The sequence below is a fragment of the Mesorhizobium hawassense genome, assembly GCF_003289945.1.
In the GTDB taxonomy this organism is placed as follows: domain Bacteria; phylum Pseudomonadota; class Alphaproteobacteria; order Rhizobiales; family Rhizobiaceae; genus Mesorhizobium; species Mesorhizobium hawassense.
On record NZ_QMBP01000021.1, the window covers coordinates 15,638 to 32,679 of the forward strand.

Below are 17,042 nucleotides of genomic sequence, written 5' to 3' on the forward strand. Positions count from 1 at the left end.
CCGCCCCGAGGAGGTCACTACGTCAAGCAGCGGCACGCGCGGATGAGAAGTCGAAAGAGGACTAGAATGGCTAACGCCGAGGTGACCAAAAATTACATCGATGGCACGTGGCGGGATTCCTTGTCCGGTACACGGATCGAGGTCGATGACCCGTCGAATGCCGAGACGATTGCCGTCGTAGCAGAAGCAGGGCCCGAAGATGTCGAAATCGCCGTTGCTGCCGCTCATCGCGTCTTTCGCGACCGCGTCCTCATAGATATGCATCCCTATGATCGTGGACGAATGTTGTTTCGCGTAGCCGACGCACTCGAAGCCCGCAGCGACCAGATCGCGACAATTAACTGCGCCGAGACGGGGAAGGCACTGGATCTCGCCCACGACGAAGTTCGAACCGCCATTAGATACCTGAGGTACTATGGTGGCCTGGCCGACAAGCTCGAAGGTCGTTCGATCCCGCGCGGAGCCAATTTAGTCGACTACACCGTCAGAAGTCCTTTCGGCGTGTCCGCTCAGATCGTCCCGTGGAATGGTCCACTAGAGCTGACAGCTCGTTCGTTGGCGTGCGCTATCGCAACCGGCAACTCCGTGGTGGTGAAGTCACCAGAGCTGGCACCCTTGTCCGGAATTGAAGTCGCACGCGCCTGCGAGACCGCGGGGTTGCCTGCCGGAGCAGTCAATGTGCTCAGCGGCTACGGGAAAACGGCAGGCCAGGCGCTGATCAACCATTCCGATGTTCGCCACATCGTCTTCACAGGCTCGATGGCAACCGGGCGAATGGTCCTCAAGACCGCATCGGACCGTATAGTACCCTGTATCATGGAACTGGGCGGCAAGTCGGCTGCGGTTGTGTATCCCGACGCCGATCTTGACGGCGTTGTAGAAGCCGTGCGGATCGGGACCTTTCTAAATGCCGGCCAGAATTGCAATAACCTTACACGACTGCTCGTGGAACGCTCTGTTGCAGACGAACTAGTAGAGAGAGTGAAGGTCTGCGTCGAAGGACTGTCGGTTGGTCCAGGACGCGAGAACTTCGAAATCACCCCCTTGATCTCGCAAAAGCAGCGACAGGGAGTCGAGCGAGCTTGCCAGACTGCCCTCTCGCAAGGGGCACGGCTTGTGATCGGCGGAACTGCACTTTCCGAGCGGTGCGGCTATTTCATGGCGGCGACGATTTTTGCCGATGTTGGGCAAGAGAGTAGTCTCTTCCAGAGAGAAGTCTTCGGCCCTGTTCTTGCCGTCACTGCGTTCGATGATCCGGTAATGGCGGTCGATCTCGCGAACGGCACCGATCAGGGCTTGGCTGCGGGCGTGTTTACGCGGGATATTGACCGAGCCCTTTGGACCGCGGATCTGCTTTGGGCTGGCCAAGTGTACGTGAACGGATGGTACGTCGGCGGCGTCGAGACGCCGTTCGGTGGGGTAAAACAGTCCGGCTACGGCAGGGAGAAGGGGAGGGAAGCACTGGACGGCTACGTTCAGACGAGAAACGTCGGCATCCGGATCTCGCAACCGTCAAGTAGCAATAGGCAGAGGCGCGCAAAATGACATAGTTGATCGTCATTGCTCGCAATGTTATCCGCCAGTCGTAAAGTGTTGCGGCGGAGATGCGGTCCCTATCGAGCTGTTGAATTGTAGGTGCCGAGATCGAGAGCAATATAGGGGCGGCGTGCGCCCAGGGCAAGGAGCATGAGCCCTGGTCAGACACACTCTGAGGTACATCCGAGGGAGTTTTTGATGCAAGTAGTCAAAGGTCCGCAGGTATTCCCGCGCTCGGAATATCTGCGCAGGCTTAATGCGGTGAAAACGAGGATGGCTGAGCGTGACACCGCCGCGGTTGTCATCACAGACAACGCACATATAACTTACCTCACGGGGTCGGTTGCTCGCTCTTATGACACGCGCGGTCTTGTCATCTTGAGCTCACGGGAAGAACCGGTCTTCATCCTGCGTTGGATGGACGTTGCTGCGGCCGTCCAGGAAACCTTCATGGAACGTGGCAGCATCATAGGCTATACAGAAGATTTGGTGGGTGACCCGGACAAGGACGGTCACGATGCGGTAATTGACTTCCTGTTGGATCAGGGATTGGGGCAGTGCAGTATTGGGTTTGAGCTGTGCAACTTGACGCTCTACTCGGGTGAAAAGTTTAAGTGCCGTTTGCCGCAGGCCCGCATGGATGACTTTTCGACCGTGGTAACCCGAATTCGCACGCTCAAGTCGGATCTCGAGATTAGCGTCATGCGCGAAGCGGCTGCCATTTCGGACGCAGGTGTGCTTAGGGCCGCCGAAGTTATGCGCCCCGGCATCAGGGAGGCAGATGCCATCGCCGAAATTGTTCGGACGCTCGCCCGCGGAGCGAACGGCAAACCCGGAACTTGGATCGCAACGCCCTACCTCTGCGCCACGTCTCGAATTGGAAATCCGCATACCACTTGGAGCGAGGACATCCTCCGGGAAGGTTCACAGGTCAATCTCGAAATAGCTGGCGTCCGACATGACTACCACGCTCCAATCTGCCGGACCTATATCCTGGACAAACCGTCCGATCGCTTGCTGCGTATCCATGAAGCCCAACTCGCCGGCCTCGAGGCGGGGCTTAACGTAATACGCTCCGGCGCCGTCAGCGGAGAAGTGGCCAAAGTGATTCACAGCACGACCGAGAAGCACGGATTCAAGAAGCGGTCGCGCGCCGGATACTCCATCGGTATCAACTGGATGGAAAACACGACCAGCCTAAAGCTGGGCGATACCACGGTTCTCGAGCCAAACATGACCTTCCACTTGCATCTAGGTTCCTGGGTCGAGGAAGACTTCGGCTATGTGCTTAGCGAAAGCATTCGCGTCACCGAATCCGGCGTCGAGGTTCTTACAAAGGCGCCGCGTCAACTTTTCATATTGGACTGAGCGCGCGAACAGCTCTCAAACGCTCAAGATCCTGCCGCGCAGTCATGCCGGAGCGCCCGGACGACGCGGCACCCCACTGCCCGTGCAACATTAAAGAGAGGTTTCCAGAAGCCCCCGCGCTCACTCGCCGCTATACCAGGTCATCAGCCCGCGACCCGGTTTTAGCAAAAGCGTACTTCACGACCAGTGGGCTAAGCTTGGCGTTAGCCCGGCTCATGCTCGGCGGAGCTGGCGGACGTAGCCTGATGGACAAATCTGTCGAGCCACAAGGGCCAGACACGTGAGTTCACGGAGTGGCGGGCGCCACGCTGCCCGACTCTCCGCCAGTCCGCTTTGCCTTCGAGCTCATCGAGAGCGCACTCGCCAAGCTTAAGGCGCTGCGGAGAAAGGCGTCGCTTATGCATTCGTCATCAAACAAGGTGAGGACGGCACCCCCAGCAAACCAGAGTTGCCGCAAGCATCAGCCACGCGCATTCAATCGGGAAGACGACCTATAGGCGGTACGCCTCCGGCGAGGGCCGCCTTGCGCGAGCATGGCACGGTAGCGAGGCTGCGCTCCTAAGGTCGTCCTTATGAGCGTAGTTAGCAGCACATCATGAGCCATGTGACGTTATTGACCGGGCCTGAGCGTCGTCGTCGTTGGAGTGAAGAGGATCAGTGCCGGATACTGGCCGCGGCATTCGCGCCCGGGTCCACGGTTGCGGCGGTAGCGCGTCAGTACGCAATCGCCTCTCGGCGACGGGCCTGCAAAACGGCTTTGCCGAGGCCCGCAAGCTTTCTGGTCTCGATGGCGGCAAGCCATTTCTTCACCGGATGGGTACTATAGGCGGCCCCGCTCCGCAATTGCATCTTGGTGGACTGCGTGGTCCGCATCAATTATCCGCCTGTTTGTCCCTCGTGGGCGTCTTCACGCGCGCTGCGGGTTCTTTGCCGCGCATGCCTGCTGGGCTGCAAACATTCCAGCTCTGGCGCAGGATTGGCCCCTTCGCTCTCGCGTGTGCCCACCCAGTGATGTCGCGTACAGCGAGGGATCTCCCACTCCAGCAGCAGATATCGTCGTCCTGTACGCTAGACAGAGAAAACGCCGATTCACTGCGTGTGTTAACAATATTTCGCACAAAGCGGCCTCTTTGTGCTGCTATATTCACGAAGTGGGCCTGAGCGGCCCGGTATCAAGGATGGGCAAGTTGGAACCAACCAGGTTACCGAGGAGCAATGTTGAGCCCGCATAGCAAGGGAACCGCCGCATCATAATTTATGTCAACAGATGGATATGAAGTCGCCTCACGATGCGTGCTGGTGTGACCAGCGGCGAGAAAGAACGGAGGATTACTAATGAACAAGTGGCAATACCTTGAGCACAGGGGTGGTCTTTTCAGGCGTGCTGTTCTGAAGGGTATGGCTGCGCTGGGTGTGGCGGCGCTGGCAACCGCCTGGTTCGCCGGTTCCGCTTCGGCGCAGACGCTACTCGAGAAGATCAAGAGCGGAGGGACGATCCGGATCGGCTTCTCCAACACCCCTCCCTCTGCCTATCCGGGCAAAAACAACGAGCCGCTCGGCTTCTTCAACGCCGTCACCCTCGACATCCTCAAGAAGCTCGGCACGACCAAGGTCGAGCCGATTGTGGCGGAATGGGGCTCGCTGATTCCTGGCCTGCAGGCGGGCCGCTTCGACATCATCACCGGTGGCATGTACATCCTGCCCGAGCGCTGCCGTAATGTGCTGTTCTCCGAACCGATCGGAAAGTTTACTGAGGGCCTAATTGTGCCGAAGGGCAACCCTGAAGACCTGCACTCCTTCGGCGATATCCGTGACAAGGGCCTAACGTTGGTCACCGCCGCCGGTTACGAGACGGTTAAGACTGCCAAAGACGTCGGCATTCCGGAAAATCGTATCATGCAGGTCGCCGGCCCGGCCGAAATCCTGCAGGCGGTGAAAGCCGGCCGCGCCGCCGGGGGCTCGGCCTTCTACTTCACCGTTAAGGATCTCGCCGACAAGGACGCCAGCGTGGAACTGGCCAATCCGTACAGCCCGTCGGAAAAACCCGGCTACTCCGGTATCGCCTTCCTGCCCAACCAGCAGGCCGAGGTCGACGCCTTCAACAAGGTATTGAAGGACTATATCGGCTCAGACGAGATGATGAAGTCGGTCGGCAAGTACGGCTACACCAAAATCCACCTGCCGGACGGCACCACGACCGCCGAGCTCTGCAAGGAGTGATGCCCGGCGTCAGCCGTTTTCCACACCTGATGCGCCTCCCCGGTCATTGCCCGGGAGGCGCTCGGCGGGGAGCAGGGACATGAACGAATTCGCGCTTGGCTTCAGCGTGGCGGCGCTCGTCAAGGGCGCTCTGACCACGCTTGTCGTAACCTTCGGCGCATCTGTGGTATCGATCGTACTCGGGCTGATCGCTGGCCTGCTCCGGGTCTCTCCCCTTTGGCCGCTGCGCTGGTTTGCGGTTGGCTATATCGAATTCTTCCGCGGAACTTCGCTGCTGGTGCAGGTGTACTTGTTGTTCTTTGTGCTGCCGATCTTCGGCGTCGCCCTAGCGCCGTGGACCGTCGCAATTTTCGGCATCGGCATGAACGTCTCCGCGTACGGCGCCGAGCTGGTGCGCGCTGCTATCCAGGCCGTCGACCGTGGCCAGTATGAAGCGAGCATCGCGCTCAATTTCCGACGGCTCACCATGATGCGCCGCATCGTGTTACCGCAAGCGGTCCGGATCATGCTGCCGCCCTGGGGCAACCTACTGATCGAGCTGTTTAAGTCGACCTCGCTCATCTTCTTCATTACCATCACCGAGCTTACCGCCGCCTCCAAGCTGGCAGCCGACGCCACCGGCAACTACCTGCTGTTCTTCGCGGTGGCGCTGTTTGGCTACTACGTCATCGCGCGCGCCCTGATCACGCCTTTCGTGCGCTGGCTGGAGCGTCGTCTATCAAGTGGCTTTGTGCGGCAGGTGCTGTCATGAGCATATGGGACTGGTCCTACGTCTGGGAAGCGTTGCCGTACCTTTACCGCGGCGCGATAGTGACGGTTCAGGCTACACTGCTCGGCTTCGCGATCGCGCTGGTGCTGGGCTTAGTCTTCGCGCTGATCCGCCAGTCGCCGAACCGCTACGTGTCCATAGCCGTGACGGAGATCGTGGAGTTCATCCGCTCCACGCCGCTGCTGCTGCAGGTATTCTTCGTCTATTTCGTGGGACCGCAGTTCGGTATCGTCATCCCCGCCTGGACGGCTGGCATCGGCGTGCTCGGCATCCATTACGCCGCGTATTGCTCAGAGGTGTATCGTGCCGGCATCCTGGCGGTGGAAGAAGGCCAGTGGGAGGCCTGCACGGCGCTCAACCTGTCGCGGCAACGAACCTGGCGCGCCATCATCCTGCCGCAGGCGATCCCCCCCATCGTGCCCGGCCTGGGCAACTACTTTGTCGGCATGTTCAAGGAAACGCCCATCCTAGCGGCCATCGCGATCCTGGAGATGTTGCAACAGGCGAAGAATTTCGGGGCCGAGCACTACCGTTATACCGAGGCCATAATCATGGCCGGCTTCTTCTTTCTCGTGTTCAGCTTGGTCGCTTCCGCCATCGTGCAATCGGTTAGCCTGTGGCTCAACCGCCGCTATCATTTGCAGTAGGAGGTCCGTCGTGAACGAGCCAAGAATCCGCTTCGAGAACATCGCAAAACGTTATGGGGCGCTGACAGTGCTGGACAATCCCGACATCCCGTGCAACGGGAAGGTCATGAACGAACCCATCGTCCGCTTCGAGAACGTCACAAAACGTTACGGCGCGCTGACCGTGCTTAACGAACTCAATCTCAGCATCGCCCGCAACGAGAAAGTTTGCATCATCGGCCCTTCTGGGTCGGGCAAGACCACGGTTCTGCGCATGCTGATGACGCTGGAGCGCATCAACGGGGGGGTGATATGGGTCGACGGTGAGCCGCTGACGCACGTGCAGAAGAGGGGTCAGATGGTGCTGGCGAGTGATCGGCATCTCAGGCGCGTGCGCGGCAAGATCGGCATGGTCTTTCAGCACTTTAATCTTTTCCCGCACATGACCGCGCTGCAAAACTGCATGGAGGCGCCGGTTTCCGTGCTCGGGCTACCGAAAAAGGACGCCGAGGCGCGCGCAGCCGAACTGCTAGAGATGGTGGGGCTCAGCGGCAAGAAGAATCACTTCCCGATCCAGCTTTCCGGGGGACAGAAGCAGCGCGTGGCGATCGCTCGTGCGCTGGCCATGCGGCCCAAGGTAATGCTGTTCGACGAAGTGACCTCGGCGCTCGATCCGGAGCTGATCGGGGAGGTGCTCAGCGTCATCCGCAAGCTCGGCGCCGAGCATGACCTCACTATGCTGATGGTCACGCACCAGATGGGCTTCGCAAAGGAATTCTCCGACCGGGTCTGTTTCTTCTACGACGGCAAGATCATCGAGCAGGGCCCGCCCGACCAGCTCTTAGGCAATCCGCAGAACGAGCGGACGCGGCAGTTCCTCAGCGCCGTACTGGAGGCAAATAGCTAAATGGGGTAACGGGCCTCTGGCGCCGCGGCCAGACTTTCGGTCGAGGCGGTCGTCCCTCACAATGATGGTGTGAACGGCGTCATGGCCGAAGCCAGCGCCAAACATCAAGGAGGGACGACCGTGTAGTATTATGCCGGGATTGATGTGTCATTGGAATGCTCAAGTGTCTGTGTGGTTGATAGGCAGGGCAAGATCGTGTGGCGAGCGAGCCGGAGGCGCTGATCGCCTGGTTTGCGGCGCTCGAAGTACCGCTTGCGCGGATTGGCCTGGAGGCAGACCCGCTGTCGCAATGGCTATTTGCTGGGCTGCAGGCGTCCGGCCTGGCAGTGGAGCTTCTCGAGACGCGCCATGGGCGCGACGCCTTCAAGGCGATGCCGGTCAAGACGGATCGCAAGGATGCGCGCGGCATTGCTCAACTCAAGCGGCTTGGCTGGTTCCGGCCCGTGCACTGCAAGTCACTGCCGGCCCAGGAGGTTCGCGCCCTGCTGACGATGCGCAAGCTGCTGCAGTCGAAGCGGCACGATGTCGAGATGAGCATCCGCGGCGTCCTGCGCGGCTTTGGCCTGAAGGTTGGCCCGACGACGCCGAAGACGTTTGAGCGGCCGCTTCGCGAACTGGTCGCCCATCATGACACGCTGCAGCAGATTGCCGAGGCTCTTCTCAAGAGCGAGCGGTGCTGCTATGCGAGTTCAAGACGATCGAGAAGCGTCTTGTCGGGTTGGCAAGTCGCGATGGGCAGGTGCGCAACCTGATGAGCGTGCCGGGGGTCGGGGCTTTGGTAGCGCTGACATTTTCGGCGGCCATCGACGACCCGTCGCGGTTTCGCTCGTCCCGGATGGTGGGCGCCCATTTCGGCCTGACGCCGAGGAAGTACCAGCCTGGTGAGACCGACGTGGCGGGGCGCACCTCAAAGGTGGGCGACCATGAGGTTGCGTGTGGCGCTCTACGAGGCGGCCAACGTGATGCTGACGCGACCGGTCAAGGGCTCGGCCTTGAAGTCCTGGGCGCTTGCGGTGGCGAAGCGGGCCGGGATGCGAAAGTCCAAGGTTGCACTCGCGCGTAAGCTGGCAGTGGTTCTGCACCAGATGATGCGCAGCGCTGAGCGCTTTCTGCCGACAGGCCGTCCTGCGGCAGTCGTTTCGTGAAGCGTTCGATGAGAGGATAAGGATAAGGATAAGGATAAGGAGGAACACGGCGGGCGTCGACACCAGATCCTGCCGTTACGACGTCCGTTGCCGGACGCTGGACCCGGTTAGGCCGCTAAGACGGGAGAAGCTCGTTTGATGACTGCGCGTCCCTAGATTGGCCAGCCGATCCCGATCAGATCCCATCAGGCAGCGGCCAAAAGCGCCGACTGCGGACAGAAGCAAGACCCCAGCATCGGACGAAGTTACGAGGGAACAAGACGAGGCCCGTTACAGAAGAAGCGCCGTCTTAGGGGGAAGGTAGGAGCCCGAGCGCGTCACTCTCAACTGTTTTGCTGCTCATCAGTTCGCGCCTTCCGGTCGTCGAATCGCGATATCGTGCTGCTTTGTCTCGGCCTCCGACTTTAAATGCCCTTATGCTGCTCCGAGTTGATCCGGCGGCCGTATGCCGGCCGAGAGACGCCCTCATAGTTGCCGCCCGTCCGAGGCATGGTCCTTCGCCAAGCTACCAGGAACCCGGCGGCCTTCCCCAAGAAAGTCACGCAGCGGATTCTCCGAGGCTCTAATCGCAACTGCTACGAGGTCCGTGCAGGGAAGTGCGCTACCGTCGCCGCCGCTAGCTGATGTCCCACTCCAGAGACAGCAACGGCTTATCCGAAGGTCGTGGGCACGGACATATGTCCACAATTCGTAATGATCGAACGCGAATACCGGTAGTGAGGACTCTTCCAGCCCACCAACGAACGGTGGTTGTGTGCGCAATCAGCGATGTAGCATTGATTTCCTGCGCTGATAGAAGATGATTTGCGCAAGGGCGCCCCAGTGAGGCTGCTACACTCATGAGCAAGCGGTCCGCTCGATATCCAAGCCGAACCTGACACGACCAGTTTTGCCAGGAATCAAATGATTACTCAACATCGCATATGGGTTGGAGATATCGCGACCTCATATTGCGAGGCCGGAGCCGGTGAGCCGATTGTGTTTCTACACGGTGCCGGATTCGGCGCGGAGGGAAAGAGTTCCTTTGTTCGGCAGCTGAACGGCCTGTCCGACCAGTTTAGAGTAATCGCGATTGACCAGCTCCATTTCGGTGGGACGGATTATCCCGCTGATCACAAATACATCAACCGGCTGGGTCGTGTGGATCACGTGCTTGGCTTCATCGAAGCGCTCGGATTGAAGCAGATCACGTTGGTAGGTAATTCAGAAGGATCATTCGTCGCCGCGCGGGTCGCAATCGTGCGTCCCGATCTTGTTTCCAAGCTCGTACTGCTGACCGCCAACTCCGTATCACCAGCGTTTGGAGACGACCGTGACGATGCTTGGATGCAGGCCTGCCAGCAGGCTTACGACTATTCAGGACCGATGCCAAGCGAAGAGGAATACGTTAGTAGATGGTGGAAAGGCACCCGCGCCTGTGGGCAGGATGTGGAACACGCGAAGCGAGAGGCTTATCGGCGAGCTGCCGCACGCGGACAATGGGAGATATTCCAGAAACTGCCCGAAGAAGAAACCAATATGCGTCTTTATGTTGGGCTACAACAAAGATACATCTTCCCCTACCTTGATCGGCTTCAGTCAGAGACGTTGATTATCTGGTCGAAGGACGACCCAACCGTAACGCCGGAACAAGGGCTGAAGCTGGCAAAGCTGATCAGGAATTCGGATTTCCATCTGCTGCACAATGCAGGGCATGCCGTTCACATAGATCAGAGCGAAGCTGTCAACAGACTCATCCGTCAAAGGTATGTCTAAATCGGCAGCGAACAGAACTCCATTTTGCTCTACAGCCAACATTCCCGGACGTGCACATCTGCTCTCACGGGCTACGACGGCAACCGCTGCAGCCGGCCAGTTGCAGTCTGCATCCCGAAGAGACGATCACCGCAATGCGTGTGAATTGCGCGCACCAGTAAACAAGAATAATCATCCGGTTGAGCAGGCGATGGCGATGGCGTCGACGCCCCCGCGCCGACCGCAATCTTTCCGGTCACGGTAGAGGGATCGACATGGATGCCGATCGCCGCGTCGACATCGAGCAGCAGCCCTTCCTCGACGACCCGGCGGCCGCCGAGCGGTTCCGCATCTAAAGCGCGTCGCGTTTTGATGGATTCAGGATTGAACGAAGCCGCTAACGCGGCATTTGGCGGATCGGTTTGCGGGTGACGTTTCTGTTTTGAAGGATTGTGGCTGTTGAAGCGCAATCTCGAGAACAGGAGCAATGAGATGGTCGAGTTGAGCCCTCTTCGCCGGCGCATGATCGAGGACATGACGATCCGCAATTTGTCGCCGGCCACCCAGCGATCCTACGTGCATGCGGTGGCGAAGTTTTCGCGCTACTTTAGCCGCTCCCCTGACCGGCTTGGCCTTGAGGACGTGCGCGCCTTCCAGGTGCATCTGGTTTCAACGGGGATTTCGTGGCCGGCGCTGAACCAGACGGTGTGCGCACTGCGGTTCTTCTACGGCGTGACGTTGGGCCATGCCGAGATCCCGGAGCGCATTGTCTACGCCCGCTTACCACGCACGCTGCCAGTGGTGTTGAGCGCCGACGAGGTGGTCAGGTTCCTGGAAGCGGTCCCGAGCCTGAAGACGCGCACGGCCCTGACCACAGCCTACGCAGCTGGCCTTCGCGCCTCGGAGACCGTCGGGCTGAAGGTCGGCGACATCGACAGCGGGCGCGGCGTCATTCGGGTCGAGCACGGCAAGGGCGGCAAGGACCGCACCGTGATGTTGTCGGCGCAGCTTCTGCGCATCCTGCGGATTTACTGGCGGCTGGCGAAGCCGCAGGACTGGCTGTTTCCCGGGCGCGGCGCCGATCGCCCTATCGATGTACAGGTATTGTATTCGGCCTGTCGCTCGGCGCGTGCGGCCGCCGGCATCGACAAGCGGGTGACGGTCCACACGCTCAGGCACTCTTTCGCCACGCATCTTCTGGAGAACGGCACCGACATCCGTATCATCCAGGTTCTGCTCGGCCACAACAACCTGTCGAGCACGGCGCGCTACACCAGGGTCTCGAATGGCCTCATCCGGCGCACGACGAGCCCGCTCGACCGGCTGAACGTCGAGGTCGTGCCGCCGGGCTGATCCGGTCCCGCCCATGCCGGCGAGACTGGAGGTGGCGGATATCTTCCGCCGCTATGGCGAGGCGTATCGACAGGCCCATGACGGCCATCTCGGGCGCGTCGAGCGGCGTGTGATGAGCGCGATCGAGCTCTGCCGGACGGCCGAGCTCGGCGGCCATGTCGAGGGCTGCCGATCCTGCGGGGCGATCCGCGTGGCCTACAATTCCTGCCGCAACCGGCATTGCCCCAAGTGCCAGGGCCAAGCCTGCCGGGACTGGCTCGCCGCGCGGCAGGACGAGCTTCTGCCGGTGCCCTACTTCCACGTGGTGTTCACGCTGCCGGTCGAGGTCGCCGCGATCGCCTTTCACAACAAGACGGCGCTCTACACGATCCTGTTCAAGGCGGCGGCCGAGACGCTGCGCACGATCGCCGCCGATCCCAGACATCTGGGCGCTGAGATCGGCCTCATCGCGGTGCTGCACAGCTGGGGCCAGGCTCTCACCTACCATCCCCATCTGCATTGCATCGTGCCGGGCGGCGGCGTCTCGCCGGACTGCACACGCTGGATCTCGTGCAGGCCGGGATTCTTTTTACCCGTGCGCGTGCTGTCGCGCCTGTTTCGCCGCCGCTTCCTGGAGGAACTGCGAGTGGCCCATGATGCGGGCCGGCTGGGCTTCTTCGGCGATCTCGCCCACCTGGCAAAGCCCGACGCCTTCGCCCGCTTGCTCGATGAAGTCCGTCGCCTCGAATGGGTCGTCTACGCCAAGCCGCCCTTCGGCGGGCCGCAACAGGTGCTGGCCTATCTCGGCCGCTACACCCATCGTGTCGCCATCGCCAACTCCCGGCTGGTCAGCATGGCCGAAGATCGCGTCGCGTTCCGCTGGCGGGATTATCGTCATGGCGCCAGGACGAAGGTCATGGCGCTCGATGCCGATGAGTTCATCCGCCGCTTCCTCCTGCACACGCTGCCCGACGGCTTCCATCGCATCCGTCATTACGGCTTCCTCGCCAACGGTCATCGCGCCGCCAGGCTCGGCCTGTGCCACCGACTGCTGGCCAGCCAGCAGCAGAACAATCTCGAACCGAGTGCCGAAAGCGCCGCTGTCGCCGCCGAGCGCCTGGCATTGACGCATCGCTGCCCATGCTGCGGAGGGGCGATGGTCACGCTCGCCACCTGGCGATGCGGGCAGCCGCCGCCGACCCCCTTCTGGAATGACACCTCATGATCACGCCGAGTGCGTCCACATCGTCTGGTTCGGCACCCGTCGCCATGCGCGCCGGCACCCAGACCTTTGTCCCACCGCACAAAGCCGCAAGCAGCCAGACCAGCGGCACAGGCCACTGCTACCTGTCTGACGGTTCACGCCATCACGGTTTTGCCTTCCGCCATGCTGTCCATCGCTGTGGTCGAACCGCGAACGCCGTTCATCAGCCTGGCAAAGACAATCCCCACCGCTCCGCAGGGCTACAAATCCCATAACGCCAGTCCTGCCCGCGGCTCCGTTCAATCCGGCTTGCAATGAGGTCCGACGTCGTGCCGAGCGGCTCCGTCGTGCCCGCGGACCTCACAGAAGCCTCCAGATTCCCATTGGTTTGAGTTCATGATTCATTGCGGTTGAAAGGAAACCGCGATGGGCAAGCCGCTACCGCTTGAGTTGCGTCGGCGTGTTGTTGCGTATGTGGATGAGGGACATGGGCATCGCGAGGCTGCTCGCCATTTCCGCGTTTCGCCTCGCTTTGTGAACAATCTGATCAAACTGCGCGAGCAAACTGGATCCCTTGAAGCGCGCCGGCAGGGTCATGTGGGCGGCGGCAAGCTTGAGCCGCATGCGGAGTTTGTCCGCTCGCGGTTGGCCGAGACCGGCGAACTGACACTGGACGAGCTTTGCGTCGAACTGGAAGGGCGCGGGGTGAGCGTGCACCGCTCCAATGTCGGGCGGCTGCTCCATCGCCTGGGGCTCAGTCATAAAAAAAACTCTACAGGCCAGCGAACAGCGGCGGGCCGACGTACGCCAGGCGCGTGAGGTGTGGATGGGGCGGCGAAAGCGCTTCTTCAACAAGGCCTTGGCACGGCTGGTGTTCATCGATGAGACGTCGACCAATACCAAGCTGACCAAACGCACTGGCTGGGCGCCGAAGGGCGAGCGGTTCAGGACGCATGCACCCTTTGGCAAATGGCAGACACAGACCTTTATCGCCGGGCTGCGATGCCACGGTCTTGTCGCACCGTGGATCGTCAACGCGCCGATGAATGCCGCTATCTTCGAACACTATGTCGAAACCCAACTCGCTCCCCAGCTATCGCCTGGCGACGTCGTCGTTCTCGACAATGTCGGCTTCCACAAGGGCGAGCGTGCCGCTGAACTCGTCCGCCAAAGAGGCGCCTGGCTTCTGTTCTTGCCGCCATACTCGCCCGACCTCAACCCGATCGAGATGGCCTACTCAAAACTCAAGGCGCTGCTGCGAAAGAAGGCGGCCAGAACCTTCGACGCACTCTGCCAAGCCCTCGGCGACATCTGCCATCTGTTTGAGCCAACCGAATGCAGAAACTTCTTCAGGGCTGCCGGATATGAGGCCGATTAACCGCGACACGCTTTAGAGAAACGATGCGGCGCTCTCCTAGTGGCAGTTAGGCCTTCTTTCGTTACTTAGCCTCCGATCGATTTGCCGGGTTCTTTTTTCCGACCGGTCCGACCGCACTATCTCTCGTTGGTAAACTGGTAATCGTGATTGATGCGGCGCGCATCCGTAAGCGTTGCGATACGCTTTTGAGAAATGCGATGCAGAGACAAAGCCGCAAGCCATCGCGATTTCGACGACTGGCAGGCGCGAGCTGATGAGCAGCAGGTGCGCACGTTCCAGACGAAGATCCAAATAGTAGCGGCTCGGAGAACATCCCAATTCCCGCCTAAACAGCCGCTCGATTTGACGGCGGGAAAGGCCGGCTAGTCCCACAAGCTCGTCCAATAGCAGTGGCTCCGTGAGGTTTGCCTCCATCTTGTCGATTATCTTGATAACTGCTTGATGGTTTAGTCGCACTCGAGAATGGAGAGGCAAACGTTGGCGGTCACCCGCAGAACGGGTCCTATGCGCGATGGCCTTTTCGCAAATGCGATTGACGACTATCGTCCCATGGTCGTGGTCAATCAAATCTAGAAACATGTCAAAGGGAGCATCTCCCCCGGCGCAGGTATACAGGTCCCCATCCCGCTCGAAGGCGGTTTGAGTGGCACTTACGCCGAGAAAACGCTCCGAAAATATAGGAAATTGTTCCCAGTGAATCGCGCAACGCCGCCCTTCTGCAAGTCCGGCTCGAGCGAGCACAATCGTGCCGCTACTTATCCCTACAAGGCTGCTGCGGCGATTGCGACACTCTCGTAACCAGGCGTCAAGCTGTTTGTGTGGGCGAGGAGCATTCTGACCTCCGACGACAACGACGGCCGGGGCCGAGATTAATCGACGACTCTTTTCACGTTCGAAGGACAACGACGATCCGGTGCACGCCAACAACCCGCAACTTGAGGCCACGGGCTCCCCGTCGTCTGAAATGACCTGCCACCTATACACGTCCCGCCCCAACACTTCGTTGGCGAGTCTCAACGCTTCTACTGCCGACGAGAAGGCCTGGAGCGAAAAGTCCGGCAGGAGGTAAAAGCAAAAATTTCGGCATGTGGACTGTGAGTCTAGCATCCCCGGGTTCCCTTTCTCCTAGCCTGGTCTGTCGTGCTTCCCGCGGCATCATGCGAACTGCGCGACTACTCCTTCGTTGGGGACCAGGGCAGCATGCAAAATGGCTATCGAACCTGTTCGACAGCATTCTGGCGAAAAAGCCGTGCTAGCTGCGTCGAAAGCTCGATCGCGCCGGATTCCAGAGCGGGCTAAGCTCCGCTCTTGGGCGCTTTTTTCGGCGCCGGCCCACCGCGCCTCGCCACCGGGTGATCGCTCGATAGAGCGGTGTGTAATGACACCCTCAAGCCCGGCTGCCGTTCGCCTCAGATGTAAAGCCCATCTCGCGTGAGCTCATCCATAACGAGGCGCACTGCACTTTCTGCGATGCCAACGATTTCTTCGACCTCAGCCTTGGTTGTCACCAAGGGAGGAGCGAAGCCCAGAATGTCACCATGCGGCATGGCGCGAGCGATAAGCCCGCGTTCACGCGCTGCCTTGGAAATTCGTGCACCTACCTTGAGCGTGGGATCAAAACGCCTCTTTTTGTCGCGATCGGTCACGAACTCGATTGCGCCCATGAGGCCGACGCCGCGCACTTCGCCGACGATAGGCAACTGCGCGAATTTTTCCTTCAGCAGCGCTTGGAAAAATGCACCGACCTCGCGAGCGTTCCCCGGAAGGTCTTCTTTCTCGACGATGTCCAGTACCGCGTTGGCCGCGGCAGCCCCGATCGGATGACCTGAATAGGTGTAACCGTGCGAGAATGCGCCGACCCTGTCCGCCTCGTCCTCCAGGACCTTGTAGATCTTTTCACCGACGAGTGCCGCGGAAAGGGGGAAATAGGCCGACGTAAGACCCTTTGCGATCGTGACGAGGTCTGGTTCTATAGCGTAGCGATGCGAGCCGAACATGGAGCCAGTCCGACCAAAGCCGGTGATGACTTCATCTGCAATGAGCAGCACATCGTGTTTTTTGAGCACGGCTTGGACTGCTTCCCAATAGCCTTCCGGCGGAGGCGTGATGCCGCCAGTGCCGAGCACCGGCTCGCCGATGAAGGCGCCAACATTGTCCGGGCCTAGGCGTTCGATCAGCTGATCAAGTTCCTCGGCGCGCCGCGCTGAAAATTCGCGTTCGCACTCGCCAGGGTTGGCGCCCCAGTAGTGATGTGGAACACCGGTGTGAACGATCTGCGAGAGCGGCAGGTCCATATGGTCGTGATAGAAGCTCATGCCCGTCATTGAGCCGGACACGACGCTGCACCCGTGATAGCCGCGTTCACGCGAGATGATCTTTTTCTTGTTCGGCTTGCCCCGTAGATTGTTGTAGTACCAAACAAGCTTGGCCTGGGTCTCGTTCGCATCCGAGCCGGACATGCCATAGAAGACCTTGCTCATCTTGCCCGGCGCCATCTTTACGAGGCGATCGGAAAGGATTGCGAGCTCGTCCGTTGTGTGGGCAGCGTAGGAATGGTAGTAGGCCAGACGGAAAGCCTGGCGGGAAATCGCCTCAGCGACTTCGGTGCGGCCATACCCGACGTTGACGCAATAAAGGCCGGCGAATCCGTCGATTAGTCGGTTGCCATGCGCATCTTGGATGCGAATGCCTTCACCCGTCTCGATGATGGTCGGATCACCAAGCTTGCCGGTGGCAAAATCCTTCAGTTGCGTGAAAGGATGCAGGACAGCGTTTCTATCCTTCTGGCTGATATCCTTGATGTCGATAGTCATACGGCTTTCC

Annotated in this window: 14 protein-coding genes and 1 pseudogene; 12 read left to right on the plus strand and 3 right to left on the minus strand. The window is 60.0% G+C overall.

Features of this window, described 5'->3' with window-relative positions; translation table 11 throughout:
- Window positions 1-66 precede the first annotated feature (66 nt).
- From DPM33_RS30175 to DPM33_RS30215, 8 genes and pseudogenes are all read left to right on the plus strand, one after another.
- Window positions 67-1,545: an aldehyde dehydrogenase family protein gene (locus DPM33_RS30175; protein ID WP_112101034.1), complete on the plus strand. Its 1,479-nt coding sequence runs from the start codon at window positions 67-69 to the stop codon at window positions 1,543-1,545.
- Between the two features lie 189 nt (window positions 1,546-1,734).
- A complete protein-coding gene (locus DPM33_RS30180; protein WP_112101097.1) occupies window positions 1,735-2,904 on the plus strand; it encodes a M24 family metallopeptidase in 1,170 nt (389 codons plus the stop codon).
- Window positions 2,905-4,239: 1,335 nt separating this feature from the next.
- A complete protein-coding gene (gene ehuB, locus DPM33_RS30190; protein WP_245442481.1) occupies window positions 4,240-5,124 on the plus strand; it encodes an ectoine/hydroxyectoine ABC transporter substrate-binding protein EhuB in 885 nt (294 codons plus the stop codon).
- Between the two features lie 79 nt (window positions 5,125-5,203).
- On the plus strand, window positions 5,204-5,875 hold the full coding sequence (gene ehuC / locus DPM33_RS30195; protein ID WP_112101037.1) for an ectoine/hydroxyectoine ABC transporter permease subunit EhuC: 672 nt from the start codon (window positions 5,204-5,206) through the stop codon (window positions 5,873-5,875).
- Window positions 5,872-6,540, plus strand: coding sequence for an ectoine/hydroxyectoine ABC transporter permease subunit EhuD (gene ehuD, locus DPM33_RS30200; RefSeq protein ID WP_112101038.1), 669 nt, complete (start codon window positions 5,872-5,874; stop codon window positions 6,538-6,540). The genes ehuC and ehuD overlap by 4 nt, the downstream gene beginning before the upstream one ends.
- Before the next feature lie 106 nt (window positions 6,541-6,646).
- Window positions 6,647-7,426, plus strand: a complete 780-nt coding sequence (ehuA, locus tag DPM33_RS30205; protein WP_112101098.1) for an ectoine/hydroxyectoine ABC transporter ATP-binding protein EhuA — start codon at window positions 6,647-6,649, stop codon at window positions 7,424-7,426.
- A 138-nt stretch (window positions 7,427-7,564) separates the two neighbouring features.
- Window positions 7,565-8,571: pseudogene (locus DPM33_RS30210) on the plus strand (IS110 family RNA-guided transposase).
- A 903-nt stretch (window positions 8,572-9,474) separates the two neighbouring features.
- On the plus strand, window positions 9,475-10,326 hold the full coding sequence (locus tag DPM33_RS30215; RefSeq protein ID WP_112101039.1) for an alpha/beta fold hydrolase: 852 nt from the start codon (window positions 9,475-9,477) through the stop codon (window positions 10,324-10,326).
- 71 nt (window positions 10,327-10,397) lie between these two features.
- Here DPM33_RS30215 and DPM33_RS37820 read toward each other — a convergent pair whose 3' ends face one another.
- A complete protein-coding gene (locus DPM33_RS37820) occupies window positions 10,398-10,868 on the minus strand; it encodes a hypothetical protein (protein ID WP_425373603.1) in 471 nt (156 codons plus the stop codon).
- Here DPM33_RS37820 and DPM33_RS30225 point away from each other — a divergent pair.
- The 4 genes from DPM33_RS30225 (at window position 10,798) to DPM33_RS30240 (ending at window position 14,219) form a co-directional block, all read left to right on the plus strand.
- Entirely contained in the window at window positions 10,798-11,658 is an 861-nt protein-coding gene (locus tag DPM33_RS30225) for a site-specific integrase (RefSeq protein WP_112101040.1), read from the plus strand. The two genes, DPM33_RS37820 and DPM33_RS30225, sit on opposite strands and share 71 nt — an antisense overlap.
- A 13-nt stretch (window positions 11,659-11,671) precedes the next feature.
- The gene (locus DPM33_RS30230) at window positions 11,672-12,862 is read left to right on the plus strand and encodes an IS91 family transposase (RefSeq protein WP_112101041.1); all 1,191 of its coding nucleotides are present in this window, start codon (window positions 11,672-11,674) and stop codon (window positions 12,860-12,862) included.
- A 405-nt stretch (window positions 12,863-13,267) separates the two neighbouring features.
- Window positions 13,268-13,660, plus strand: a complete 393-nt coding sequence (locus DPM33_RS37155; RefSeq protein WP_112101099.1) for a helix-turn-helix domain-containing protein — start codon at window positions 13,268-13,270, stop codon at window positions 13,658-13,660.
- Entirely contained in the window at window positions 13,566-14,219 is a 654-nt protein-coding gene (locus DPM33_RS30240; protein ID WP_112101042.1) for an IS630 family transposase, read from the plus strand. Before DPM33_RS37155 ends, DPM33_RS30240 begins: the two co-directional genes overlap by 95 nt.
- A gap of 36 nt (window positions 14,220-14,255) precedes the next feature.
- Here the strand turns inward: DPM33_RS30240 and DPM33_RS30245 are convergent, their stop codons facing one another.
- Complete coding sequence (locus tag DPM33_RS30245; protein ID WP_112101043.1) at window positions 14,256-15,326, minus strand: GlxA family transcriptional regulator; 1,071 nt, start codon at window positions 15,324-15,326, stop codon at window positions 14,256-14,258.
- A 302-nt stretch (window positions 15,327-15,628) separates the two neighbouring features.
- The gene (locus tag DPM33_RS30250; RefSeq protein ID WP_112101044.1) at window positions 15,629-17,032 is read right to left on the minus strand and encodes an aspartate aminotransferase family protein; all 1,404 of its coding nucleotides are present in this window, start codon (window positions 17,030-17,032) and stop codon (window positions 15,629-15,631) included.
- Window positions 17,033-17,042: the final 10 nt, after the last annotated feature.

Bases quoted from the DNA above. Each gene is read 5' to 3' on its own strand.
- ehuC (WP_112101037.1), top strand. From the start codon at position 5,204: ATGAACGAATTCGCGCTTGGCTTCAGCGTGGCGGCGCTCGTCAAGGGC.
- DPM33_RS30240 (WP_112101042.1), top strand. From the start codon at position 13,566: ATGTCGGGCGGCTGCTCCATCGCCTGGGGCTCAGTCATAAAAAAAACT.
- DPM33_RS30245 (WP_112101043.1), bottom strand. From the start codon at position 15,326: ATGCTAGACTCACAGTCCACATGCCGAAATTTTTGCTTTTACCTCCTG.
- DPM33_RS30180 (WP_112101097.1), top strand. From the start codon at position 1,735: ATGCAAGTAGTCAAAGGTCCGCAGGTATTCCCGCGCTCGGAATATCTG.
- ehuA (WP_112101098.1), top strand. From the start codon at position 6,647: ATGAACGAACCCATCGTCCGCTTCGAGAACGTCACAAAACGTTACGGC.
- DPM33_RS37155 (WP_112101099.1), top strand. From the start codon at position 13,268: ATGGGCAAGCCGCTACCGCTTGAGTTGCGTCGGCGTGTTGTTGCGTAT.
- ehuD (WP_112101038.1), top strand. From the start codon at position 5,872: ATGAGCATATGGGACTGGTCCTACGTCTGGGAAGCGTTGCCGTACCTT.
- DPM33_RS30230 (WP_112101041.1), top strand. From the start codon at position 11,672: ATGCCGGCGAGACTGGAGGTGGCGGATATCTTCCGCCGCTATGGCGAG.
- DPM33_RS30250 (WP_112101044.1), bottom strand. From the start codon at position 17,032: ATGACTATCGACATCAAGGATATCAGCCAGAAGGATAGAAACGCTGTC.
- DPM33_RS30175 (WP_112101034.1), top strand. From the start codon at position 67: ATGGCTAACGCCGAGGTGACCAAAAATTACATCGATGGCACGTGGCGG.
- DPM33_RS30225 (WP_112101040.1), top strand. From the start codon at position 10,798: ATGGTCGAGTTGAGCCCTCTTCGCCGGCGCATGATCGAGGACATGACG.
- DPM33_RS30215 (WP_112101039.1), top strand. From the start codon at position 9,475: ATGATTACTCAACATCGCATATGGGTTGGAGATATCGCGACCTCATAT.
- ehuB (WP_245442481.1), top strand. From the start codon at position 4,240: ATGAACAAGTGGCAATACCTTGAGCACAGGGGTGGTCTTTTCAGGCGT.